Annotated in this window: 3 tRNA genes and 3 rRNA genes; all 6 read left to right on the forward strand. The window is 50.8% G+C overall.

Features of this window, described 5'->3' with window-relative positions:
• Positions 1-174 (forward strand): 16S ribosomal RNA (locus tag L4D78_RS00325); the annotation flags it as partial.
• Positions 175-248: 74 nt separating this feature from the next.
• Positions 249-325 (forward strand) — tRNA-Ile (locus L4D78_RS00330).
• Between the two features lie 42 nt (positions 326-367).
• Positions 368-443: transfer RNA gene (locus tag L4D78_RS00335), tRNA-Ala, on the forward strand.
• A gap of 280 nt (positions 444-723) precedes the next feature.
• Positions 724-3,614: ribosomal RNA gene (locus L4D78_RS00340) — 23S ribosomal RNA — on the forward strand.
• 118 nt (positions 3,615-3,732) lie between these two features.
• Positions 3,733-3,848 (forward strand): 5S ribosomal RNA (gene rrf, locus L4D78_RS00345).
• A 66-nt stretch (positions 3,849-3,914) separates the two neighbouring features.
• Positions 3,915-3,991 (forward strand) — tRNA-Asp (locus L4D78_RS00350).
• Positions 3,992-4,029: the final 38 nt, after the last annotated feature.

A 4,029-nucleotide genomic window follows, 5' to 3' on the forward strand; every position in this document is an offset into this window, starting at 1 on the left:
GTGAATACGTTCCCGGGCCTTGTACACACCGCCCGTCACACCATGGGAGTGGGCTGCACCAGAAGTAGATAGCTTAACCCTTCGGGGAGGGCGTTTACCACGGTGTGGTTCATGACTGGGGTGAAGTCGTAACAAGGTAGCCCTAGGGGAACCTGGGGCTGGATCACCTCCTTAACGATATGACCTGCTGTTTTATGCAGTGTCCACACAGATTGCTTGGTTAAAATGTAAAAGAACGTGAAAGACTTGGGTCTGTAGCTCAGGTGGTTAGAGCGCACCCCTGATAAGGGTGAGGTCGGTGGTTCRAGTCCACTCAGACCCACCACTTTCTCTCCCAGAGAAAGTGTGTGAGAGTTTTTCAAACGTTGGGGTTATAGCTCAGCTGGGAGAGCGCCTGCCTTGCACGCAGGAGGTCTGCGGTTCGATCCCGCATAGCTCCACCACTCTTTAAGCGCATTTCGTGATGAAATGAGTGTCCTTAAAAAGTGGAAACCTTTTCGAAGGTCAACACATGTTCTTTAACAATCTGGAAAGCTGACTAGTAAATTGAATCTTAGAGATTCAATTACAAATGTATCTTCCATCTTTTAATAAGAACAAAATACGAGTTCTCAAAACAAACACATTCAAGTGTCTTGTGTAAGAGTCCGGCGAAAACAAATAATTCTCTTTTATAGAGAGTGAACCTTGGTTGTTGCCATACGAAACCTCTTGGGGTTGTATGGTTAAGTGACTAAGCGTACACGGTGGATGCCTGGGCAGTCAGAGGCGATGAAGGACGTATTAACTTGCGATAAGCGTAGATTAGGCAGTAAAAGCCACTTGAGTCTACGATTTCCGAATGGGGAAACCCAGCTGCATAAGCAGTTATCGTTACGTGAATACATAGCGTAACGAGGCGAACCGGGGGAACTGAAACATCTAAGTACCCCGAGGAAGAGAAATCAACCGAGATTCCGGCAGTAGCGGCGAGCGAAACCGGATTAGCCCTTAAGCGGCTTTAGCGTTAGGTGAAGGTGTTGGAAAACACAGCGATACAGGGTGATAGCCCCGTAACCGACAATGCTTTAGTCGTGAAATCGAGTAGGACGGGACACGTGATATCCTGTTTGAACATGGGGGGACCATCCTCCAAGGCTAAATACTCCTGACTGACCGATAGTGAACCAGTACCGTGAGGGAAAGGCGAAAAGAACCCCTGTGAGGGGAGTGAAATAGAACCTGAAACCGTGTACGTACAAGCAGTAGGAGCACCTTCGTGGTGTGACTGCGTACCTTTTGTATAATGGGTCAGCGACTTAATTTTAGTAGCAAGGTTAACCGATTAGGGGAGCCGTAGGGAAACCGAGTCTTAACTGGGCGTACAGTTGCTAGGATTAGACCCGAAACCAGGTGATCTAGCCATGGGCAGGTTGAAGGTGAGGTAACACTTACTGGAGGACCGAACCGACTAATGTTGAAAAATTAGCGGATGACTTGTGGCTAGGGGTGAAAGGCCAATCAAACCTGGAGATAGCTGGTTCTCCCCGAAAGCTATTTAGGTAGCGCCTCGGACGAATACTACTGGGGGTAGAGCACTGTTAAGGCTAGGGGGTCATCCCGACTTACCAACCCTTTGCAAACTCCGAATACCAGTAAGTACTATCCGGGAGACACACGGCGGGTGCTAACGTCCGTCGTGGAGAGGGAAACAACCCAGACCGCCAGCTAAGGTCCCAAAGTTATAGCTAAGTGGGAAACGATGTGGGAAGGCTCAGACAGCCAGGATGTTGGCTTAGAAGCAGCCATCATTTAAAGAAAGCGTAATAGCTCACTGGTCGAGTCGGCCTGCGCGGAAGATTTAACGGGGCTAAGCTATACACCGAAGCTGCGGCAATRTGACTTGTCAYATTGGGTAGGGGAGCGTTCTGTAAGCCGTTGAAGGTGTGTCGTAAGGCATGCTGGAGGTATCAGAAGTGCGAATGCTGACATGAGTAACGATAAAGGGAGTGAAAAACTCCCTCGCCGGAAGATCAAGGGTTCCTGTCCAACGTTAATCGGGGCAGGGTGAGTCGACCCCTAAGGCGAGGCCGAAAGGCGTAGTCGATGGGAAACGGGTTAATATTCCCGTACTGCTTGCAACTGCGATGGGGGGACGGAGAAGGCTAGGTGGGCTTGGCGACGGTTGTCCAAGTTCAAGGGTGTAGGCTGTANTCTTAGGCAAATCCGGGANTACACTAGGCTGAGACCCGATGTCGAGCCGCTACGGCGGTGAAGCCATTGATGCCATGCTTCCGGGAAAAGCCTCTAAGCGATAGGTTGTAAGCAATCGTACCCCAAACCGACACAGGTGATCAGGTAGAGAATACCAAGGCGCTTGAGAGAACTCGGGTGAAGGAACTAGGCAAAATGGTACCGTAACTTCGGGAGAAGGTACGCTGCYGRCGGTGAYGRGACTTGCTCYCTAAGCTGCYGGNAGTCGCAGATACCAGGTGGCTGCAACTGTTTATTAAAAACACAGCACTGTGCAAAATCGAAAGATGACGTATACGGTGTGACGCCTGCCCGGTGCCGGAAGGTTAATTGATGGGGTTAGACTTCGGTCGACGCTCTTGATCGAAGCCCCGGTAAACGGCGGCCGTAACTATAACGGTCCTAAGGTAGCGAAATTCCTTGTCGGGTAAGTTCCGACCTGCACGAATGGCGTAATGATGGCCACGCTGTCTCCACCCGAGACTCAGTGAAATTGAAATCGCAGTGAAGATGCTGTGTACCCGCGGCTAGACGGAAAGACCCCGTGAACCTTTACTACAGCTTGGCACTGAACATTGACCCTACATGTGTAGGATAGGTGGGAGCCTTTGAAGCATTGTCGCTAGATGATGTGGAGGCAATCTTGAAATACCACCCTTGTATGCTTGATGTTCTAACGTCGCCCCCTTATCGGGGGTGCGGACAGTGCCTGGTGGGTAGTTTGACTGGGGCGGTCTCCTCCCAAAGCGTAACGGAGGAGCACGAAGGTGGGCTAATCACGGTCGGACATCGTGAGGTTAGTGCAATGGCATAAGCCCGCTTGACTGCGAGAATGACAATTCGAGCAGGTGCGAAAGCAGGTCATAGTGATCCGGTGGTTCTGAATGGAAGGGCCATCGCTCAACGGATAAAAGGTACTCCGGGGATAACAGGCTGATACCGCCCAAGAGTTCATATCGACGGCGGTGTTTGGCACCTCGATGTCGGCTCATCACATCCTGGGGCTGAAGTCGGTCCCAAGGGTATGGCTGTTCGCCATTTAAAGTGGTACGCGAGCTGGGTTTAGAACGTCGTGAGACAGTTCGGTCCCTATCTGCCGTGGGCGTTGGATGATTGAAGGGGGCTGCTCCTAGTACGAGAGGACCGGAGTGGACGAACCTCTGGTGTTCGGGTTGTCACGCCAGTGGCATTGCCCGGTAGCTAAGTTCGGAATCGATAAGCGCTGAAAGCATCTAAGCGCGAAGCGAGCCCTGAGATGAGTCATCCCTGATACTTTAAGTATCCTAAAGGGTTGTTGGAGACTACGACGTAGATAGGTCAGGTGTGTAAGTGCTGCGAGGCATTGAGCTAACTGATACTAATTGCCCGTGAGGCTTAACCATACAACACCCAAGGGGTTTTTTACGGACTCCACGAAGCACTTGAATGGTGTTTGAGAACTAGTCAGATTTTCCCAGATTGCTATTTGCTGCCATAAGGCRGTAGATAAAACAGAATTTGCTTGGCGGCCATAGCATTATGGACCCACCTGATCCCATGCCGAACTCAGTAGTGAAACGTAATAGCGCCGATGGTAGTGTGGGGTTTCCCCATGTGAGAGTAGGACATCGCCAGGCTCCCAATTTAGATATTCATATTGAACGATGGATATCGGATAGATACGYRAGTATTTATCACCGTGTGGAGCGGTAGTTCAGTTGGTTAGAATACCGGCCTGTCACGCCGGGGGTCGCGGGTTCGAGTCCCGTCCGCTCCGCCACTTATACTAAACCCGAGTCTAACGACTCGGGTTTTTTT

The sequence above is a fragment of the Photobacterium minamisatsumaniensis genome, assembly GCF_050336695.1.
In the GTDB taxonomy this organism is placed as follows: domain Bacteria; phylum Pseudomonadota; class Gammaproteobacteria; order Enterobacterales; family Vibrionaceae; genus Photobacterium; species Photobacterium minamisatsumaniensis.